At 31.5% G+C, this 21,926-nt stretch carries 17 protein-coding genes; 1 reads left to right on the top strand and 16 read right to left on the bottom strand.

Annotation, left to right across the window (positions count from 1 at the left end):
* Positions 1-257: 257 nt before the first annotated feature.
* The 16 genes from hfq to CD113_RS06195 form a co-directional block, all read right to left on the bottom strand.
* A complete protein-coding gene (gene hfq / locus CD113_RS06270; RefSeq protein WP_002463889.1) occupies positions 258-497 on the bottom strand; it encodes an RNA chaperone Hfq in 240 nt (79 codons plus the stop codon).
* Between the two features lie 15 nt (positions 498-512).
* Entirely contained in the window at positions 513-1,448 is a 936-nt protein-coding gene (miaA, locus tag CD113_RS06265) for a tRNA (adenosine(37)-N6)-dimethylallyltransferase MiaA (RefSeq protein ID WP_088177474.1), read from the bottom strand.
* Between the two features lie 24 nt (positions 1,449-1,472).
* Positions 1,473-2,381, bottom strand: a complete 909-nt coding sequence (locus CD113_RS06260; protein WP_002463887.1) for an alpha/beta hydrolase — start codon at positions 2,379-2,381, stop codon at positions 1,473-1,475.
* Positions 2,382-3,137: 756 nt separating this feature from the next.
* Positions 3,138-4,811: a glycerol-3-phosphate dehydrogenase/oxidase gene (locus CD113_RS06255; protein WP_002463876.1), complete on the bottom strand. Its 1,674-nt coding sequence runs from the start codon at positions 4,809-4,811 to the stop codon at positions 3,138-3,140.
* A 162-nt stretch (positions 4,812-4,973) separates the two neighbouring features.
* Positions 4,974-6,470, bottom strand: coding sequence for a glycerol kinase GlpK (glpK, locus tag CD113_RS06250; protein ID WP_002463875.1), 1,497 nt, complete (start codon positions 6,468-6,470; stop codon positions 4,974-4,976).
* 135 nt (positions 6,471-6,605) lie between these two features.
* Complete coding sequence (locus CD113_RS06245; RefSeq protein WP_002463874.1) at positions 6,606-7,424, bottom strand: MIP/aquaporin family protein; 819 nt, start codon at positions 7,422-7,424, stop codon at positions 6,606-6,608.
* Between the two features lie 685 nt (positions 7,425-8,109).
* Positions 8,110-8,643: a glycerol-3-phosphate responsive antiterminator gene (locus tag CD113_RS06240; protein WP_002463873.1), complete on the bottom strand. Its 534-nt coding sequence runs from the start codon at positions 8,641-8,643 to the stop codon at positions 8,110-8,112.
* Positions 8,644-8,656: 13 nt separating this feature from the next.
* Entirely contained in the window at positions 8,657-10,597 is a 1,941-nt protein-coding gene (mutL, locus tag CD113_RS06235; RefSeq protein WP_002463872.1) for a DNA mismatch repair endonuclease MutL, read from the bottom strand.
* A gap of 12 nt (positions 10,598-10,609) precedes the next feature.
* Positions 10,610-13,228: a DNA mismatch repair protein MutS gene (gene mutS / locus CD113_RS06230; RefSeq protein ID WP_002463871.1), complete on the bottom strand. Its 2,619-nt coding sequence runs from the start codon at positions 13,226-13,228 to the stop codon at positions 10,610-10,612.
* Between the two features lie 315 nt (positions 13,229-13,543).
* A complete protein-coding gene (thiW, locus tag CD113_RS06225) occupies positions 13,544-14,041 on the bottom strand; it encodes an energy coupling factor transporter S component ThiW (RefSeq protein WP_002463870.1) in 498 nt (165 codons plus the stop codon).
* Between the two features lie 36 nt (positions 14,042-14,077).
* The gene (locus CD113_RS06220) at positions 14,078-14,431 is read right to left on the bottom strand and encodes a RicAFT regulatory complex protein RicA family protein (protein ID WP_002463869.1); all 354 of its coding nucleotides are present in this window, start codon (positions 14,429-14,431) and stop codon (positions 14,078-14,080) included.
* Position 14,432: 1 nt separating this feature from the next.
* Positions 14,433-15,977, bottom strand: a complete 1,545-nt coding sequence (miaB, locus tag CD113_RS06215) for a tRNA (N6-isopentenyl adenosine(37)-C2)-methylthiotransferase MiaB (protein WP_002463868.1) — start codon at positions 15,975-15,977, stop codon at positions 14,433-14,435.
* 401 nt (positions 15,978-16,378) lie between these two features.
* On the bottom strand, positions 16,379-16,669 hold the full coding sequence (locus tag CD113_RS06210) for a thiamine-binding protein (RefSeq protein WP_002463867.1): 291 nt from the start codon (positions 16,667-16,669) through the stop codon (positions 16,379-16,381).
* Positions 16,670-17,032: 363 nt separating this feature from the next.
* Complete coding sequence (locus CD113_RS06205) at positions 17,033-17,899, bottom strand: 2-oxoacid:ferredoxin oxidoreductase subunit beta (RefSeq protein ID WP_002463866.1); 867 nt, start codon at positions 17,897-17,899, stop codon at positions 17,033-17,035.
* Positions 17,900-19,660 carry a 2-oxoacid:acceptor oxidoreductase subunit alpha gene (locus CD113_RS06200; RefSeq protein ID WP_002463865.1) on the bottom strand — a complete coding sequence of 587 codons (1,761 nt, stop codon included), beginning with the start codon at positions 19,658-19,660 and terminating at the stop codon, positions 17,900-17,902.
* Positions 19,661-19,913: 253 nt separating this feature from the next.
* Positions 19,914-20,705: a TIGR00282 family metallophosphoesterase gene (locus CD113_RS06195; RefSeq protein ID WP_002463864.1), complete on the bottom strand. Its 792-nt coding sequence runs from the start codon at positions 20,703-20,705 to the stop codon at positions 19,914-19,916.
* A 164-nt stretch (positions 20,706-20,869) separates the two neighbouring features.
* Here CD113_RS06195 and CD113_RS06190 point away from each other — a divergent pair, with 164 nt between their 5' ends.
* Complete coding sequence (locus CD113_RS06190) at positions 20,870-21,085, top strand: hypothetical protein (RefSeq protein WP_002463863.1); 216 nt, start codon at positions 20,870-20,872, stop codon at positions 21,083-21,085.
* Positions 21,086-21,926: the final 841 nt, after the last annotated feature.

Raw genomic sequence — 21,926 nt, 5'->3', positions numbered from 1 at the left:
CATTGTAATGTACTTAAGTGTTACGATATTCAATATATAAATCATTCTATACACACGTTAACCTCACAATTAACATATGATTACTTTGTATGTAACAACAAAATTTTGTATTACATTTAAACTTTTACATATTGAACCGTGGTTGATTAATGCTAAATAAACATTGAGCTTGATTACCTAAATTTATGATTATGCTCATATACATAATATCTATTTGGTAAATCTTAGAAGAAATAACTCATGTTGTTGATTACAACTTATTCTTCACTTTCAGTTGTATCTTCAGCCTGAGCTTCATTATCAACTGTATAAGTGCTGATCGCATGTTTGTATATCAAATGTTGTTTACCTTGAGAATTTAAGCTTACTACATACTTATCGTAATCTTCTATAACACCTTTCATTTGGAAACCATTTAAGAAGAATACTGTCACTTCTGTTTTGTTCGCTTTAAAGTTCTCTAGTGCTTTGTCTTGGATGTTGTCATTTGCAATCATTTGTCAGAACTCCTTTTATTTAATATGGGTTGTAATCTCATCTAACATCATTTGAAGTGTCATATTTTCTTTGTCTAACCAATGAACATTCATTTTATTTTTAAACCATGTCATTTGTCGTTTAGCATATTGGCGAGAATGCTGTTTCAATTTATCAACAGCATCATCTAATGTCATGTGTCCGTTAATCACTGGGATTAATTCTTTATATCCAATTGCTTGCATACTTTGGCATGATTCATAGCCTTGGTCAACAAGTTGTTGCACTTCTTTAAATAATCCGTGATCCAACATAATATCAACACGTTTATTTATTTTTGAATATAATGTTTTGCGCGACATTTCAATCCCTATTAATAATGTATCATAATTTTCAGTAAATTGTTGCACTTTCTTACGATTACTTAAAAGTTTTTTTGTTTTTAAATAATATTCAATCGCTCTCAACACTCTTTGTCTATTATTTGGGTGAATATTGTTGGCAGATACTTTATCAAACGAAGCTAAATAGTCATGTAATTCGGCATTATCAAGTTCAGATAATTGGGTTAACTGTTGTTGAACCTTATCAAGTTGTTCTTGTGATATGCTTTCGTCCTCTAACTCATAATTATATAACAATGATTGAATATACAAGCCTGTTCCACCTGCAATAATTGGTACGCTTCCCCTTGCAGTGATGTCTTCAATTAATTGTTCAGCACGCAGTTTAAAATCATATGCTGAAAATGTGTCATCAGGCTCTAAAATATCTATTAAATGATGTGGAACACCGTCCATTTCTTCTAGTGTAACTTTTGCAGTACCTATATCCATTGTCTTATACACCTGCATAGAATCACCACTAATAATCTCTCCATTGAGTCGTTTGGCTAATTCTATACTAAGTTCAGTTTTACCTGATGCAGTTGGACCAACAATTGCTATTATAAAAGGTTTTTTTGCCATAATATCTCGTTCTCTTTCCTTTTGTCTTTATATGTTCTTGTTTAGCCATAAAAATAATTCTTTCCAAACTTCACGATAGCCATGTTCAAAAAGGATTTCATGTCGTTTATCATGGTATAACTTAACTTTTACATCTTTTATACCTGCTTTTCTATAACGTTTAGCTAGTTTTAAAACGCCTTGGCCATAATCACCAAAAGGATCTTCATAACCAGCAATTAACAAAATAGGCATGTCTTGATTAAGTAACATAAGATGTTTAAATTGAGTTGTATGATGCATATAAAATAACGTTTGATGCAATAATTGTGTTGATACTTCAAATCCACAATAAGGATCACGAATATATTTATCTACTTCATTTGAGTCAGATGATAACCAATCACTTGTTGTGCGTAAAGGGGATATATTTTTATTAAAACTTTTCGTAAGTATATGATTTAGCCATGACAGTCTTGATTGTTGACCAAAACTTCTTGCCATTACGGTCAGAGTGAATATAGCTGGTAAACTTTTCCAACTTGGATACATCGCCGTACCACTTAAAATAAGGCCTTTACAATAATGTGGATATGTTTCAACAAATAAGCGTGCAATGATTGACCCCATTGAATGTCCTAAGACAAAATAGGGTTTGTCATGATTACTTCTGATTGTTTGAGCTATCTCGAAAGCATCACTAACTACTTGTCTCATATCATCATAATGGCCTCGAGTCGTCTCATCAATGTCTTTACCATGTCCTCGATGATTATGCCTAATGACGTCAAATCCTTGCTGGTTAAGTGCTTGTGTTAATTTATCATATCGCTCCATGTGCTCAGCCATACCATGAAAGATATGAATAAAGCCTCGAGATGGGATGTCGGTATAATCAACTTTCACTTCTATATTCGTATCATCTATCACTGTTAATTTAAAAGATTTTGTTGTCATACAATCAACTCCTATCACTAATATCTATTCACACGTTCAAAATCTTATTTTACCATATATTTACAATTTCTTTCTTTACACACTTTTACAAATTAATCATCCATCATATGTTAAAATATGCGCTTTTGTATCAAGACATTAAGTTAATGATGTTCAAATCATTGTCGTCAATCATAATAAAATTCAGTTTTATAAAAACAGTTGCTCTCAAATCGGACTGATATGAGCTGGCCTCAATTAGTTTGAATAAAATAAAAAGGTTCTCTCCCAAATTGGACTGATACATAATTAATTTATTAAGCCTCGCACCCCAGCTTGCACATTATTGTAAAAATTCTGTTGCCAGAATTTTTCTTTGCTGGGGCCCCAATGGCCAACTATGCCCGTCTTGCACATAAAAGAAAAAATTTTAGTTATAAAATTTTTCTATGACGGGTCCCTTGCCCAACTTGCATGGCATGAAAAAACTGGATAACCAGTTTTTCTGTGTTGGGTCCCCGGTCTTCGACTAGCACTGCTTCCCCAACTTGCACGTTACAGTAAAAATTCTATTTATAGAATTTTTCTATGTTGGGGCCCGGTCCCTCAGGAGTCTCGTCTTCAAAATAATTTATATTTTAAATTATTCACTTTTTAATTATCAGTCCTGAAAAATAGAGAACCAATAAAAAAACAAAACAACAGCCTCGACACATAGGACAAGGCTGTTAGATAGATATATTATGAAGTTATTAACAACACATGTATTGCTATGATTTATTCTCTAACTGCTGGTTGATTATTGCCATATTGAGCTTCTTTTATAGCTTGATCAACTTCTTCAGTATAAGCTACAACTTGTGCTGGAGAATAATCTAACATATCTGACATCACTTTAATAACACTATCTTTATAATCTAAGACATCTTGGATATTAAAGTACATTTTTCCTGAACGACGAACTAAGAAATCATTTGGTTTATATACCATTTCTTGTTGAATCGCATAGACAAGTTCAACATAAATTTCTAATGGTAATTTATTATCATGGAATTGTGATGTTTGCGCAATATTAAATAACTCATCAACGTTTGAGCCATATTTAGATGCTAAACGACGTGCAACTTCTGCATCAATACCATAACCTTTAGCTGCATCTACTTTCTGTTCAACAAATTTTGCATAGTTTTTGCTACCACCTACATCACCACCAGAAATTGGCAAGTTTTTAGTATTGCACGGTCCAAAAGTTAATTTATATTCTTCTTTTAATCGTTTAGATACTAAATCAACAATGCCTTTAGCCATATGACGGTAGCCAGTTAATTTACCACCAGCAATTGTTAATAAGCCGGATTTACCTTCCCATACTTCATCTTTACGAGAAATTTCAGAAGGATCTTTGCCTTCTTCATAAATAAGTGGTCTAACACCTGCCCATGTTGATTCAATATCATCGTCTGTAACATTAACACTTGGGAACATGTAATTAATTGCATCTATTAAATAATCTCTATCTTCTTGAGTTGTTAAAGGTGATGATTTGATATTGTCGTAAAATGTGTCCGTTGTTCCAACATAAGCTTTGCCTTCACGTGGAATCGCAAAAATCATACGACCATCTTTTTCAGTATCAAAGTATACTGCTTGACCAAGTGGGAATTTTGATTGATCGATAACAACATGCACACCTTTTGTTAAACGTAATTTTTTGTTATTACGTGCATAGTCACCACTTCTTACATCGTCAACCCATGGTCCTGCAGCATTAATAACTTTTTTAGCTTTAATAGTATAATTCTCGTTCGTTAACTTATCAATAACTTCTACACCATTAACTTGTTGATTCTTATCATAAGTGAAGTGTTCTGATTTAGTATAATTTATAATTTCAGCGCCTTTTTCAGCAGCTTTTTTCATTACTTCAATAGTTAAACGAGCATCATCAGTTCTATATTCAACATAGTAACCGCCACCTTTAAGACCATCTTGTTTAACTAAAGGTTCTTTATTTAATGTTTCTTTTTTAGACAACATTTTTTTACGTTCTGATTTTTTAACTCCTGCTAATCGGTCATACATTGCTAAACCTATAGAAGTTGAAAACTTACCAAATGTACCACCTTTATGCATTGGAAGTAACATCCATTCTGGTGTTGTAACATGAGGACCATTTTCATATACGATAGCTCTTTCTCTACCTGTTTCAGCCACTACACCTACTTGAAGTTGTTTTAAATATCTTAAACCACCGTGAACCAACTTAGTTGATCTTGAACTTGTTCCTTGAGCAAAGTCTTGCATTTCAACTAGTGCAACTTTCATACCGCGTTCACTTGCATCTAGTGCAATACCTGCACCTGTGATTCCTCCACCAATAATAACTACATCATATTCTTCATTTCTTAAATTCTTCTTAATATGTTCTCTTTTAAAAGTAGACAATGCCATGTTAAAAACGCCTCCTATAATATAAAAAAGAGAGACTTATCCTACATAAACAATTTCATTTAATTGAAAATGTACGAATAAATCTCTCATTTCTCGATTCAAATATTAACTTATCTTTATTATAACATAATTTTTATGAGTCAGTCTATTTAATGTTTGGAATTATTCTGTTTTAAACACTTGTGTTGCTTCTACAGCTTTCTTCCAACCTTTATACAATTTTTCTCTTTCTTGTTCATCCATTTTCGGATCGAATTTTTCTTCTAGTTTCCAATTTTTAGCAATTTCATCTTTACTATCCCAGAATCCTACTGCTAGACCAGCTAAATAAGCAGCACCTAATGCTGTAGTTTCTTGGATTTCAGGTCTTTCAACAGGTGTATCTACGATGTCAGCTTGGAATTGCATAAGAAAGTTATTTTTAACAGCGCCACCATCAACACGTAAACTTTGAACATCAATGCCAGAGTCTTTTGACATTGCTTCCATGACATCTCTAGTTTGATAGCATAAAGATTCTAATGTGGCACGAATAAAGTGCTCTTTTTCAGTACCGCGAGTTAAGCCAAAGATTGCACCACGTGCTTCAGAGTCCCAATATGGAGTTCCCAAACCAACAAATGCTGGTACCACATAAACACCTTCTGTTGAATCTACTCGCGTTGCATAATTTTCTGATTGTGGTGCTGAATTAATCATTCTTAGTCCATCACGTAACCATTGAATTGCAGAACCTGATACAAATATAGAACCTTCTAGTGCATAGTTAACTTTTCCATCTAAGCCATAAGCAATCGTTGTTAATAAACCACTTTCTGATTTAACAGCCTTTTCACCTGTGTTCATTAACATAAATCCACCAGTACCATACGTATTCTTAACATCACCGCGTTCAAAACATGCTTGTCCAAATAAAGCAGCTTGTTGGTCTCCAGCAATACCAGCGATAGGTACTTCTTGACCAAAGAAATGATAGCTAACTGTTTTAGCATAGATTTCACTAGATGCTTTTACTTCAGGCAACATATTTTTAGGTACATTTAATATTTCTAACAATTCATCGTCCCATTTTAAGTCATGGATATTAAACATCAAAGTACGACTAGCGTTTGAATAATCAGTAATGTGTGCAGCATCACCTGATAATTTCCATACTAACCAACTATCAATCGTACCAAATAATAAATCTCCATTATCAGCTTTTTCTCTAGCACCTTCAACATTATCTAAAATCCATTTTACTTTAGTACCAGCAAAATATGGATCTAATAATAAACCAGTTTTGTCTCTAAATAATTGTTCATGTCCTTGTTCTTTTAACTCATTACAAATACCTTGAGTTTGGCGAGATTGCCACACGATTGCATGATAAATTGGGCGCCCCGTATTTTTATCCCAAACAACAGTTGTTTCACGTTGGTTTGTAATACCAATACCTTCAACTTGCTCAGCTTTAATATTATGTTCATTCATAACTTCCGTCATTACAGCTAATACAGAAGTCCAAATTTCATTTGCATCATGTTCTACCCAACCTGATTGTGGAAAGTGTTGTTTAAATTCACGTTGTGCAACACCTGCAATTTCTCCCTTTTGATTAAATAACATTGCTCTAGAACTCGTTGTTCCTTGATCTATAGATAAAATATATTTTTCCATAATATGTAGTCTCCTTTAAACTGTAAATCAATATATTAATACATTTTACAAAATTTTGTAATAGGTTGCGAAAAATAGCATAATTTACAATAAATTGATGTGAAATTATGCTATTTGATTAGCTAAATATTTTGGTTAATAAATAGTTTCAATATCATCTTTTTTAGATGTTTTATTTAAAATTACACCTAAAACTAAAGTAGCGATAACAACAAAGATACCAACAGCACTTATTAAGTTAAATGTATGTTTATAAAAAATAGTATAAATTACCGCACCTAACATACCGCCAGCAATAGGACCTAAAACTGGGACAATAGCATAACTCCAATTTGAATCTCCTTTACCAAATATTGGCAAAATTGCATGAGCGATTCTTGGCCCTAAATCACGAGCCGGGTTAATTGCATAGCCTGTTGGTCCACCTAAACTTAATCCGATTGCGACGATTAACAGACCGACAATAATTGGGTTTAATCCGTCAGCAATCTTATTAATACCAATAAATAAAATACCTAAAGTTAAAATTGTTGTACCAATAATTTCACTTAAAAAGTTAGCGAAGTAATTCTTGATTGCAGGTGCAGTTGAGAATACACCTAATTTTGCACCTTTTTCTTCCGTTACTTTCCAATGTGGTAAATACATTAGCCAAACTAATACAGCACCGACTATACCACCAAGCATTTGACAAACTATAAATCCAGGTACTTGCGCCCAACTAAAACTACCATCCATTGCTAAAGCGATAGATACTGCTGGATTTAAATGTGCACCTGAAAACTTGCCGACTGCATAAACGCCCATAGTTACGGCTAAACCCCAACCTAAAGCAATAACAATCCAATCGGCACCATTACCAGCACTACGTTTTAAATTAACGTTAGCACAGACACCGCCACCAAAAAGAATTAAAATTGCAGTTCCTAGAAATTCTGCTAAGTATGCATTCATATATAAATGTCCTCCCAAAAGATAAAGAGATTCCTACAGCCATTTAATTGCGTAGAAATCTCTCGTCTCTATTCTAAATATTAACTTGTATTTTATGTTTTATATCATACTATTTGTATGAAAGCGTTGTCAATAACTTTTGTAAAAAATTGGTCATAATTTAATCTTTTAGAAACTAATCATTACCACAAAAAAGAACATATTGAAATTTTATTTAAATATTACATATTTTATTATCAACAAAGATCTCTTTTTGAGTCTAGTTAAAAGTTTCCTGTTTTTTAGGAGTGATAAATAAAAGAGTAATTTAAAATGAAAATTATTTTGAAGCTGAGACTCCTGAAATATGGATTCGTCATAGAGATCCTGGGACATAAACATTTCAGACTTAAATTTAAGTATTTGGCAGTAACTGTCTGATTTGTAAAATATTGATAAATCAATGTTTTACAAACCTAGTCAGTCTTTCCAGTGTGAGATTACGACATATATTTTATATAAAATTTATTTCTGTCGCACTCTCAAATGTGTAAGTAGCATTGTTAGCATTGAAAAGTAACTATGTATCAGTCCAATTTGTCAGAGAACAAAAAACTCGATGACTATTCTAACTTCAATAGCCATCGTGTTTATAAATTGTTATTATTTTATCATTTAGCATAACTAAGATGATAATTTAGGTAAGTCACCATAATTTTTGATCACTTGTTGTTACGTATTTTGCACCATTTTTAATTGCTTCTTGTACTTCTTGCTCAGTATTAATCAAGCCACCTGCAATAACTTGTACTTTAGTTTCTTTTTCTATATTATGAATTGCTTTACTTGCTACTCCTGGTAATACCTCAACAAAATCTGGTTCAACTTTTTTAATTAAATCTATACTTCTCTTCAAAGCTTGACTGTCAATAATAAATACTCTAAATATTGTTAAAGTATTTAAAGATTTAGCCTTTTTAATAACTTTAGATTTAGTCGAAACAATACCTTTAGGTTTAAATTGTTGAATAATATATTCACTAGCAAATTCATCATGACTTAGTCCTTTGATTAAATCTATATGAATAAAACATTCTATCTGATGTTGTTTAAGTAATTCCATGATACTTTTAATATGACCAATATGCATATCTAATAAAACACAAATTTTATGATCCGTCTTGATTAACAATTCTAAATCTTTCATGTTTCTAACTGCTGGTAAAATATTAGTGTTCATATTGACATCCTCTCTACATGACACGTTTAAATAATTTTTCTAATTCATAATTGGTAAAATTAATAATAATTGGTCTTCCATGTGGACAAGTAAATGGATCTTCAGCTTCTCTCAATTGATCGATTAAGTCTGACATCTCATGTTGTTGCAAATAATGATTAGCTTTAATAGATTTCTTACAAGACATCATAATTGCAGCATCTTCTCGCATTTTTGCTACATTAATTTTTTTATGTTCTAAAACGAGTTCAATCATATCTTTAATAATATCTTCTACTTCATCTTTAGGAAACCACACTGGATAACTATTAACGATATAGTCATGACCTCCAAAATGTTCTAAATTAATACCAACTCGTTGCAATTCACTTTGATATTGATCAATGATGAATTGCTCATCTTTGGAAAAATGGAATGTTAGTGGAATTAATAAATCTTGTACTTCATTCGTTACTTGACCTATTTTATCTCTAAAATATTCATATTTGATACGTTCTTGAGCAGCATGTTGATCTATCATATACATGCCTTGTTCATTTTGCGCAATAATATATGTCCCATGAACTTGACCAATAACTTCCATATATGGAACGCGTTGTTTTGGTACATTGTTAAATGATGAGCTATTGATATTATCTGTATCAAATTCTGTATATGACTTATTTACTATGTCATCATCATTTTGATTTGGTACATCCATTTGTTCCAAAATTTGTCTTTGTTTATTAGAGTAATCATTATCGATATTACGTGTATCATTATATAAATTATTGTCTTCATCTTCGGCAACCATATTTGTTTTGGTATTGTCATTTTGCTTTAACAATCCGTTCTGCTGATAGTCAGATTTATCATCTAAACTTTTATCATTTTGATTAGCTTGTTCAAAAGCGATTTTTTGCTGTTCAAATGTTTCTAACACTTTATTTTTTTTAGATATTTTATCTAAATCATTTTGTGGGATGAGTATTTTATCTTTAAATGCTTCTCTGATTTTTGTCACTATCAAATCAAATAATTGATCCTCTTTCGATAGCCTTACTTCTAATTTAGTTGGATGCACATTAACATCAACTAGTATTGGGTCCATTTCAATATTGATATAACATATTGGATAACGGCCAATAGTTAATAATGTATGATAGCCTTCTAATATAGCTTTATTTAACATAAAATTTTTAATATAACGACCATTAATAAAAATTGAAATATAGTGTTTATTACTTCGCGAATGTTCTGGTTTGGCAACAAAACCTTCTAAATGATAATCACTTGTATCGCCAGAGATGTGTACTAAATCTCGAGCAACTCTCATCCCATATATCTGTGCCATTACTTCATTTGTTTTACCTGAGCCATTCGTAGCAAGTAATGTCTTTCCATCTGATATTAAAGAGATTCGAATATTAGGATGACTCATAGCCATTCTATTGACAATATCTGTGATTTTACCTAGTTCTGTATACAAACTCTTAATATATTTTAATCGCGCTGGCGTATTATAAAATAATGACTCAACCAAAATGTCAGTTCCTTGTTTAGCTTTAGATGGTTTATGATTTAAAACTTCTCCATTTTCAACATATATTTCATTTCCACTATTGCCATCTGTACATGTACGTAATGTTACTTTAGCAACTGATGAAATACTAGCTAGTGCTTCTCCACGAAATCCTAATGTTCTGATATGAAATAAATCTTCATCTTGGTCCAATTTACTTGTAGCATGACGATGAAATACTAAATCTAAATCTTCAGTTTCAATTCCACTACCATTATCAACTACTCTAATAGACTGTACACCAGATTGTTCAACTTCTATATTAATTTCAGTTGAACCAGCGTCAATGGCATTTTCTAGTAGTTCTTTGACAACTGAACTTGGTCGTTCTACGACTTCACCCGCTGCAATTTTATTTGCTAATGAGGTTTGTAACTCTTTAATTTTCCCCATTTGGCAACACCTCTATTTTAACTGATTTTGTAATTCATTTAATTTCACTAATGCTTCGATTGGTGTCATATTAGATAAATTTAATCCTTTTATTTGTTGTTCTACTTCACTTTGTCGCTCAACATCAAATAAATCAAATGTCGCTTGTTCAAATGTAAAATCGCTTTGCTGTTTATTATTATCTTGTTTAATCATTTGTTTTTTGTCATCATTATTTTCTATATTTGATGTCGAAGTTAAAGATGCTATATCTTTGTTATTATTAGTGTCTTGCTCAAATTCATTAAGTATTACTTGTGCTCTATTGATAACTTGTTCAGGTAAATCAGCTAATTTTGCAACCTGAATTCCATAACTATCGTCAACTGCTCCATCTTTAACTTTATGTAAGAAGATAAGCTCTCCTTTATATTCATTGGCAGCTACATGCACATTTTTTAAATTTGGCAATACTTGATCTAGCGTAGTCAGTTCATGATAATGTGTTGAAAATAATGTTTTAGCATGTGATGTCTGTGCAACATATTCAATCATAGCTTGCGCAAGTGCTAAGCCATCATATGTGGAAGTACCTCTACCTATCTCATCAAAAATGATTAAACTATCTTCAGTAGCATATGTTAGTGCTTTTTGTGCTTCTAACATTTCAACCATGAACGTACTTTTACCCGAAACTAAATCATCCGCTGCACCAATACGTGTAAAAATTTGATCAAATATTGGTAATATAGCCGATTCACAAGGTACATAAGCCCCCATTTGAGCCATAATACTAATAATAGCTACTTGTCTCATATATGTAGATTTACCAGACATATTTGGCCCAGTAATTAAATATATGAAAGTATCTCGATCTAACAAACAATCATTAGGCACATAATCATTGTAGTCCATCACTCTTTCCACAACAGGATGTCTAGAATCGATTAATTTTAATTCTTTACTTTCACTAAACTCAGGTCTTGAATAATTATATTTTTGTGCAATTTCAGCAAAACTTTGTAAACAGTCTAATTCTGAAATAATTTTAGCCTGTTGTTGTAAGCGTTCTGTATATTTTTTCACTTCTTCACGCAGATTAACAAACAATTGATATTCTAATTCAACTGCTTTATCTTCTGCACCTAATATAATATCTTCTTTTTCCTTTAATTCATCTGTAATAAAACGCTCCGCATTTGATAAAGTTTGCTTCCTCATATAACCAAAATTGGCAGGCTCTATATTTTGTAAATTCGCACGTGTTATTTCTATAAAATAACCAAAGACTTTATTAAAACTTATCTTTAACGATTTAATGCCTGTTCTTTCTCTTTCTTTCTGTTGTAATTCTGCCAACCAAGATTTACCATTTTTAGATGCTTCTAAATACTCATCTAATTGATGATTAAATCCAACCTTAAATAATCCACCATCTTTAATAGATATTGGAGGTTCTTCTACTAAACTATTCTCTAATACTTCTAATAAATCATCTAAAGGTTCTAACTGATTAATTTTAGCTAATGATTGGTGATTCATGGAATCTAGTAAAGCTTTGATATGTGGTATTTCAGAAATTGAATGTTTAAGTTGGATTAAATCTCTAGCATTAACATTTCCATAACTCACTCTACCTACTAATCTTTCGATATCGTATACTTGATTTAAATAATTACGCAATGTATCTCTTTCTACAAATTGTTCACTAAATGCTTCAACAATATTTAAACGTTCTTCAATTTGTTCTTTATTAATTAATGGTCTATCAATCCATTGTTTAAGTCTTCTAGCGCCCATTGGTGTCTTCGTTTCATCCATTAACCATAACAGTGTCCCTTTTTTAGATTTTAAACGAATACTTTCAGTTAACTCTAGATTACGTTTCGCATAAAAATCCATTTTCATATAATCAATAGCAGCATATAATTCAGCATCTTCAATATGTGATAAATCTCTTTTTTGCGTATGATGAATATAATCTAATAGCAATTGGGTTGCATTATGCATTAATGGTTGTTCTACTTGTCTATTGAAATCATACAGTTCTGTAGATATTTGTTCTCGAACAGTAATTGTTTCTGTCACCATGTTAATTTGTCTTTTTAAGTCATCAGTTAAAGGTTCATTAACTACAACTTCATTGGGATTAATAGTGGTAATTTCATTTAATAATGTTGCTTCATCATTAAATACAGTCACTTTTAGTTCTCCGGTTGAAACATCACAATAGCTTAGGGCAATGTGAGGATAATCCGTAATAAAACTTAAAATATAATTATTCTGTTTATCATCCACACCACCTTGTTCCATCACCGTACCAGGTGTAACGATCCTAACAACTTCACGTTTAACCATCCCTTTAGTTTGCTTTGGATCCTCCATCTGTTCACATATAGCTACTTTGTAACCATTATTTATCAGCGTTTCAATATAGCTATCAGCTGAATGGTATGGCACACCACACATTGGAATAGGATCTTCTTTTTTAGCGTCTCGTTTTGTTAAGGTGATTTCAAGAACTCTTGATGCTTCTTTGGCATCATCAAAGAACATTTCATAGAAATCTCCCAATCTAAAAAATAACAAACAATCTTGATATTCTGATTTTATTTTTAGATATTGTTGCATCATAGGTGTTACGTTAGACATTTATTTGTTCACAACCTCATTATTTTTATATTTTATCATTGAATTTTTTACTCAAATATAGTTGACAAAGTTAGTTTGTATGAGTTATTTAACTTATATATTTTAACATAATTAAAGTGACAAACATATCGAAAGCTTATTATGAAAAAAACGCCCAATACTTGTTAAACGCAACGTTAGTAATCTAAAATCATGGTTACTATGCTGAGTAAGTATGGACGCATAAATATAGGCTCTCTTCCAACATGGACTGATACATAATTATTCACTTTTTATTTAACAGTCCTAAGAAACAGAGAACCTAAATATATTAATCTATTTTTTGTTCAAAAATTTATCTAATATGCCACGTTTTTTTAATGTAATCAATAAGAAATAACTTATTAAAGCACCGATAGCACTAGATACTATAAATGTAATCATCAATGGTTTAATTAAAAAGTCATCAAAACCAATAAAATAGGAAAGTGGTATACAGACAAGACTACCAATAATACCAGTACCAAGTACTTCTCCAACAGCAGCCATGAAAATGTGTTTACGATAAAAATAAAATGCACTGGCTAACAATACACCAATCATACTTCCTGGAAAGGCAAAAACACTACCAGTACCGAATAATAATCTTATTACTGAAGAAATAAGGGCTTGAGCTAATCCATACCAGGGACCAACTAAAACTGCACTTAATACATTAACAAAATGTTGCACTGGGGCCGCTTTAACAGGACCTAAAGGAATGATAATAATACTACTCAATACTACATTAACCGCTATTAATAGTGCAGTGATAGTTAGTTTTCTAGATTTCATATAATTAAGCTCCTTTTTCTTTAGTTAATTACGTTATTACATGTTGTTATATTGATTTAACCGCTTCTCCATCGTCGAAATAAACATTTGTAACAATTCATTGGCCTCAAATTGAGAAACTCTAAATTGTTCAACAATTGGTAAATTATTAATCTCTGCTTCTAGACGATGAATGTTATGTTCAGATTGTTGTAATGCAAATTGTTGACCATAATTTTGGAAATTAACTGATTGCTTTTGATGTTTTTTTAATGTGGTCATTTTCTGTTGAATATTTTGATTGCGATGTATTTGTTCTTCAACCATTCGATATTGCTTAATCGTATCTAATTGTTGAATTTTTTTAGCTATATCATCGGCACGTTGCAAAATTTGTTCTTTATCATACATTTTATTGTGCCACCATTTCAGGCTTAACTTCTCTAATGAATGTACCATTAAGTGAATATTGTTTAGCTTCATCAACTTGAACTTCAACCAATTTACCAATCATTGATTTAGGTGCTTTAAAGTTCACTAATTTATTTTTATCAGTATATCCTGCTAATACTGTTTCATCTTTTTTACTGCTACCTTCACATAAGACAGTAACAATTTGTCCTTCATATTGGCTCATAGCACGTTGTGAATATTCTCCAACTTTTTTATTAAGTCGTTGTAATCGCTCTTTTTTGACATCTAAAGGAACATTATCAGTCATTTTAGCAGCTGGTGTGCCATCTCGTTGTGAATATAAATAAGTATAAGCATGTTCAAAGGCCACTTCATCATAAAGTGTTAATGTTTCTTCAAATTGTTCTTCACTTTCATTTGGATAGCCAACAATAATATCTGTAGTTAGCGCAACATTAGGAATCTTAGCTTTAATTCTTGAAACTAAATCTAGGTAGCTTTCGCGAGTGTATTTTCTACCCATAATTTTAAGTACTTTATTATTACCTGATTGTACTGGAAGATGAATATGAGGAACAATATTGCCACCTTCTGCTATAACATCAATCATATGATCAGTAAAATCCCATGGATGACTTGTTGTAAATCTAACTCTTGGAATAGCAATTTTTGAGATATCTTGTAATAAATCACCTAAACCATAAGACATATCTTGCAAGTCTTTACCATAAGAGTTCACATTTTGACCTAATAAAGTAATTTCTTGGTAACCTTCGCGAGCTAATTCTCTTACTTCATCAATAATATCTTGCGGTCTTCTACTACGTTCTTTCCCTCTAGTAAATGGCACAATACAATATGTACAAAACTTATCGCAACCATACATAATATTAACCCATGCTTTGATATTTCCTTCACGGACTTTTGGAAGATTTTCAATAACATCTCCCTCTTTTGACCACACTTCAATAACCATTGCTTTAGAAAGATATGCTTCTTCTAAAATTTCTGGTAAATGATGTATGTTATGTGTCCCAAAAATCATATCTACATTTTGGTAAGATTTCAATATTTTATTAACTACTGATTCTTCTTGTGACATACATCCACAAACGCCAATTAAGATATCCGGACGTTCTTTTTTAAGATGCTTTAAGTTACCAATTTCACTAAAAACTTTATTTTCTGCATTTTCTCTGATAGCACATGTATTAATTAAAATGACATCTGCAGTGTTAATATCTGAAGTAGCTTTATATCCAAGCGCTTCTAAAATACCTGCCAACACTTCAGTATCATGTGCATTCATCTGACAACCATATGTTTTTATCAAAAATGTACGGTTTTCTCCCATACCACGATATTTTTCATCAATTTGAAAATCTCTATTATATTGTATTTCTTGTTTCCCACGTTTTTTTGCTTCTTTTAAACTGGGTGGTTGATATATTTGTTCAAAATATTTGCTGTAATCTTTGACAGCTTTGTTGTCGCGTTCTTTTAATATATCAACAGAACTAGACTTTCTTTGTTCTTCATTCACTTTGCAAAATCCTTTCTATATGCCCATATCATTAAATCATTATATTAAATTTATCATCAAAGTGCAAAATGCTGAAAATTCGGAACTAATCAGGGAGTGGGACAGACATCATTAATCTATAAAATTTATGTCGTAATTCTATCCCCGCAAGACTGACTAGATTTTAAAATGCTGATTTATCAAAATTTTAAAACCAGACAGTTACTGTCAAATGCTTAATTTCAAGTGTAAAATGCTTTTTGTCCCAGACTATATTAGTCCACCATAGCCAGACTATCTATGATTATAAAAATGATGTTATCAATATTTTCAGTCTAGATAATTAATAGCAATGGCATAGTTTTAACTATAAAATGCTTTTTATTGCATACTCATGACAGAAGAACTATTTCGACATATAATTAATCATATTTTTCAGTTAATGTTTCAATACTAATACCTTCTGGTACGTGATAAAACTTGACTTGGCTAATGATACTTGGACATTGTAATTCAACCATTTTATCATTTAAGGATTGGATTAAAATTAAACACTCATTCATATCACCTTGTACTGTTGTTTCTAATGCACCAACTCTATAATTAAGTCCAGATTGATCGATAATTGCAATTGCTTCGTCTACATAAGGTATTACATTATCATTATTTGGCGTTCTAGGAATAATTTGAATACTCATTAATGTATCTTGCATGTTACATCTCTCCAATTTATAAATTTGGTATTATCATTTACATGTAGTTTTATTGTTTTTATTAAAATAATAAAGATTACTGACAAACGCACTAATTATTGTGATCGTCTTTCAACTTTGATTGGAAATTTTAATTATGTTTGCTTACCATTGCTGAATTATTAATTGTGTTAACTTGGTTAGCTACTTGCTATTTTGACTTTTTACTACACTAGTTACTACTAAAAAGACTAACAGTTAATATTTATTTTTATTATATCAGTCTACTCTAAAAAAATAGACAAACGATTATGTTTCATATGTATAAAAAACTGAGTAATTTAAATGAAGCTTATATTCATTTAAATGACCCAGTTTTCATTATTAAATAAATTGTTCAGTTAATTCATTAAATGTATCTTGAGAGATTTCAATATCTCGTTTAGCTAATGGTGTATCTTCTAATTCTGTTATTTGTGATTCATATGAAGGTGTTTCAGTATCTTGGTACACAATACCTTTGACTAATGATTCATAATCAATAACAGTTTTCATTGCAAGTTGTTTGTCTGATGTATCATAATCTTCAATATCATCCAAACTCACTAAGTGCTCTTTAAACCAATCATAAGTATTGATTTTATTATACGTTACACATGGTGAGAATACATTAACAAATGAAAAGCCATCGTGGTTGATTGCATCTTCTATTAATTTTGTTAATGCTTTAATATCACTAGAAAAGCCTTGTGCTACAAAAGTTGCTCCTGAAGATAATGCTAATTCTAAAGGTGCTACATTTTTCTCAATATTCCCTTTTGGTGTTGTCTTAGTAACAAAACCTACTGCTGATGAAGGTGAAGTCTGACCTTTGGTTAAGCCATAAATTTGGTTATCCATAACAATATAAGTCATATTCATGTTTCTACGTAAAGCATGGATTGTATGACCCATACCTATAGCATAACCATCTCCATCTCCACCTGAAGCAATTACTGTTAAATCTTTATTGGCCATTTTAACACCTTGTGCTAATGGTAGTGCTCGACCGTGTATAGAGTGCACACCGTAAGAGTTAATGTACCCTGACAAACGTCCTGAGCAACCAATTCCAGTAATAATAGCCACATCTTCTGGTTCTAATCCAATGTTTGCTGCAGCTTTTTGAATAGCAGCTTGAACTGAAAAGTCACCACAACCAGGGCACCAATTAGGCTTTACATTATTTCTAAAATCTTTAAATGTAGCCACTTATACCATCTCCTTAATTTCTTTTACTACTTCTTGGCCTTTTTCCACTATCTCATGTGGCAAGAATGGTGTCCCATCATATTTTGTATAATTTACTAATTTATCATGTATGTTAACATTCATTTTTAAAATACTGGCAAGTTGTCCTTGATAATTATGTTCAGCTACAATAACTTTATCTGCCTGATTGACAGCTTGTTGAACGATTGACGTTGGGAATGGATGTAATTGTCTAATTTGCATTGTATTTACTTTGATACCTTCATTTTCAAGTCTTTCACTACCCTCAACAATCGCTCCTTTAGTTGAAATAAATCCAATATATAATATGTCAGCATGTTCATGATTTATCTGTGCTTCAACAGGTTCATTAATTAATAGATGTTCTGTTTTGTGCATACGTTTATCCATTTGTTGTTGTCTATTTTCAGCAGCTTCACTTGGTTTGCCTTCTTCATTATGCTCAACACCTGTAATATGATGAATACCACCTTTTACACCTGGAATTGGACGTGGTGAAACACCATTTGCAGTTAATGCATAACGTTTAAAGTAGCCTTTATCATCTTCATCACGTTCAATATCAGACTGTAACAATTCTCCACGGTTGATTTGCACACGACTAAAATCAAGATTATCAACGGTTTGTTTACCTAGTGATAATTGTAAATCACTTAAAATAATAACAGGGCATTGGTACTCTTCTGCTAAGTTAAAAGCTTCTACAGTTAAATAAAAGGCATCTTCAGCATCTGTTGGTGCTACTACTATTTTAGGAATGTCACCATGAGTACCATATATCATTTGCATTAAGTCAGATTGTTCTTGCTTAGTTGGCAGACCTGTTGAAGGACCACCACGTTGTGTATTAATAATAACAAACGGTGTTTCAGTCATTCCAGATAAGCCGATAGATTCCATCATTAATGATAACCCTGGACCCGCACTGGCGGTAAATGCTCTTACACCACCGTAATTAGCTCCAATTGCCATTGTTGCCGCTGCTATCTCATCTTCTGTTTGAATAACAGTTCCACCTACTTTTGGTAAGTTAGCAATCATATACTCCATAATTTCTGATGCTGGTGTAATTGGATAAGCAGCCATAAATTTAGATCCCGCAGAGATTGCACCTAAACCTATTGCATCATTACCTATCATATATAAATGAGGCTGTTCATTTGAATGTTCAAGTTCAAAATCACCTGTTATTTCTGATAAATGTTGTTGCATTAATTGATAACCCTCATCTAATGCTTGAATATTAATTTCAACAACTTTATCCCCTTTTTTACTAAACATATTAGAAATTAATGTTTCAAATGTTTTAGTATCTAAATTCATTAAAGCAGCTGTGGCACCGATAGCAACCATATTTTTCATTAGTGCAGTACCAAGTTCTTTAGCTGTACTTGTAAATGGTAATTCAATAAGTTGAGCTTTACAATCTTCTGGTTTAGTTGGTTTAGCTTTGGCATCAGCTAAAATAATACTATCTTCTCTCATCTCGTGATAATTCACTTCAATTGTTTCTTGGTCGAATGCAATTAAAATGTCTAAATCATCACTAATCGCATGTACTGGTTTTGTAGATACTCTAATTTTATTATTCGTATGTCCACCTTTAATACGACTTGAAAAATGTCTATAGCCATATAAATAATAGCCTTTTCGATTCATAGCCGTAGCGAAAATTTCGCCAGTTGACTCTATACCTTCACCTTGTTGTCCGCCAACTTTCCACGATAATTGTGGTTTCATAGTTAATTGCCTCCTACGGATTGATTTCATATTAAATAATAACAAAAAGAACCACCGATTTACTATGTAAACAGTGGTACGATATTAAATTCATACTAATGGACGATAATATAATTTAGCTTCAATTTAATGTAACAGTTTAGATCCTTAGTAGCTAGTGAATATCTATTCATCTAATTAAAAGTTGAATGATATCTATCCTTACAATTTTGATTGTTCAATTCATTATTATTAATTTAGCTTCTATATTAATTTATACTAATTGATGATCTTCATTAATCAATATACGTTCAATATGCTTAGCAGTTCCTTCTTTATTTAAATCTATAATAACACCTGATAAAACACTTCGACCTTCATCTGGTACAACATGCCGTTGAGGTAAACTTGTAATAAATCTTTTGATAACTTCATCTTTATTGATACCTAAGATTCCATCATAATAACCCGTCATACCGACATCAGTTATATAAGCAGTACCATTAGGTAAAATACGATCATCCGAAGTTTGAATATGCGTGTGTGTTCCAACAACTGCACTCACTCTGCCATCAAGGAACCAACCCATAGCATTTTTTTCAGATGTTGTCTCTGCATGAAAGTCTACAAAGATATAATCCGTTACTTTTCTAGCTTCTTCCACGAGCTCATTTGCTTTTTTAAAAGGATCATCTATATCTTGCATAAAAGCACGACCTTGTAAATTGATTACTGCCAATTTAATTTCATTAATCTGGATAAATCGCATACCTACTCCAGGTGCTTCTTCAGGAAAATTCGCTGGTCTAACTAAGCGTTTAGCAGAATCAATAAATTCATATATTTCACGTTGTCCATAGGTATGATTACCCATAGTCATAAAATCAACGCCATCTCTTAACAATTGTTTATATATTTTTTCAGTTAAACCTTTACCATGTGCGGCATTTTCTGCATTCACTATGGTTACAGTAGGTTTATATTTTTGTTTTAATAGTGGAAGATATGTTTCTATAGTATTTCTGCCTATCTTTCCAACAATATCCCCAATAAACATTATTCGCATGGTGTGTCATCCTCTCATATATATTAGTTTAATTGATATAGTTGAATATTTAAAGAAAATAATCCTTAACTATAATTATTAAATTAATAGTAGGCATTACTTTTTTGAATGGTTTGTATATGTTATCATTGAACCATCAAAAAATAGGAGTTGTAAATAAATACATGTCTATTAATATTGATCCAGAAAAATTTGCAGAATTGGTTGTTAGTTCGAATCCTTCAAAATCAGAAGATGTTGAAGATATTGCAAAGGATAGTTTAAAACTATATATCAATGCTTATCGTTTAGCTGAAAGATATTCTACTATCGCAACAAATTGTTATGATACAGCTGAAGTGATTCAGGAATTGAAAAAAACTGATTTACAATTAAAATAATACAATTTAGAAATTATACACTGCTAATCAAGTTCACGACTTTTTTAGCAGTTTTTTTATGTGTGTGATTTTTGGTTTACATAATATTGTTATAATAAATCATCATCTTACTTTTTATTTCTATATAAAAGCACTATGGACATATAAAACTAGTTAGATTTACAATTTTTACTAGCTCTTGCCCAACTTGCATTGCTTGTAGAAACTGTAAGTACAGCTTCTCTGTGTTGGGTCCCTTGCCCAACCTTGCCCGTCTAGCATATTTAAAGATAGTTAGATTTTAATATTTAGTAATTTTTGCAAAACTATGCTTGTCTGGTACATTTAGAGCTAGTTATTTACTAGCTTTTTTGCAGTTGCACTAATAGTGCCAACTATAATCTTTTAAATTTTTCTATGACAGCTCCTATCACAAGAATCTCAACACCAAATTATTTTTCTGTTTTTTGATTTTAATTTACGATTTAATAAAAAGAGAACCTAATTAATATAAAGAGGTTCTCTATTTTTTAGGACTGATAAATAAAAAATAAATAAATTTAAAATGAAAATTAATTTGAAGCCGAGACTCCTGAGGGAGCAGTGCTAGTCGAAGACTACAGGCTGAGACAGCACCCTAGGAAGGGACCCAACACAGAAAAACTGGTTATCCAGTTTTTTCATGCAATGCAGGTTGGGCATAGCGAGGCTTGAAAATTTAATTATGTATCAGTCCGATTTGTTAGAGAACCTATAAAGAAAGACTCTCTGTCAAATTGGACTGATGTATAAATTTTTTATAGAAGTTAAGCAGCAATTTGTTGTTTAACTTCTTTTTTATTTTCAGGTGCATATAGTTTTG

It is taken from the genome of Staphylococcus simiae (assembly GCF_002902085.1).
GTDB lineage: Bacteria > Bacillota > Bacilli > Staphylococcales > Staphylococcaceae > Staphylococcus > Staphylococcus simiae.
The sequence above is the reverse complement of the archived record's forward strand: the minus strand, read 5'-3'. Positions and strand labels throughout refer to the sequence as shown.